The organism is Desulfovibrio psychrotolerans (assembly GCF_013340305.1).
GTDB classification, from domain to species: Bacteria; Desulfobacterota; Desulfovibrionia; order Desulfovibrionales; family Desulfovibrionaceae; genus Halodesulfovibrio; species Halodesulfovibrio psychrotolerans.
Genome location: NZ_BLVP01000028.1, coordinates 1 through 436 on the forward strand (window position 1 = coordinate 1; position 436 = coordinate 436).

At 55.0% G+C, this 436-nt stretch carries 1 protein-coding gene; it reads left to right on the forward strand.

Features of this window, described 5'->3' with window-relative positions; translation table 11 throughout:
- Nucleotides 1–242: 242 nt before the first annotated feature.
- On the forward strand, nucleotides 243–436 hold a 194-nt coding region (locus HUV26_RS13555; protein WP_205245152.1), incomplete at its 3' end, for a hypothetical protein.

A 436-nucleotide genomic window follows, 5' to 3' on the forward strand; every position in this document is an offset into this window, starting at 1 on the left:
CGCATGGAATCATGGAACAGATAGTCCGGGTCCAGACGAGGTGTGAAGCTGCACGGGGCGCTAAACCCCTTGATCATACGGCCCGAAGGACTGCCGCTGAAGAGGTCTCCGGCATCCATGTCGATGACGGTAAGGTGGTCAAGATCGTTCTGCATGAGTGTGGGCTCCTTGTTGTGGTGAGAGGAAATTGACAGGCCATGTGTTACGCTGTACTTTTCGTGTACATAGAGAGGAGTAACGTAATGCCTGAAAGCACCTTTACATTTCGGGTGGAAGACACCCTGAAGGCGGCGTTTGCCGATGCGGCCAAGCAACGGGATCGAACCGCTGCCCAGTTGTTGCGAGATTTTATGCGTAGCTATGTGGTGGAAACCCAGAGTTCTGATCCCGCCTATGACGCCTGGCTGCACAGAAAGGCTGAGGCCGGGGAACGGGA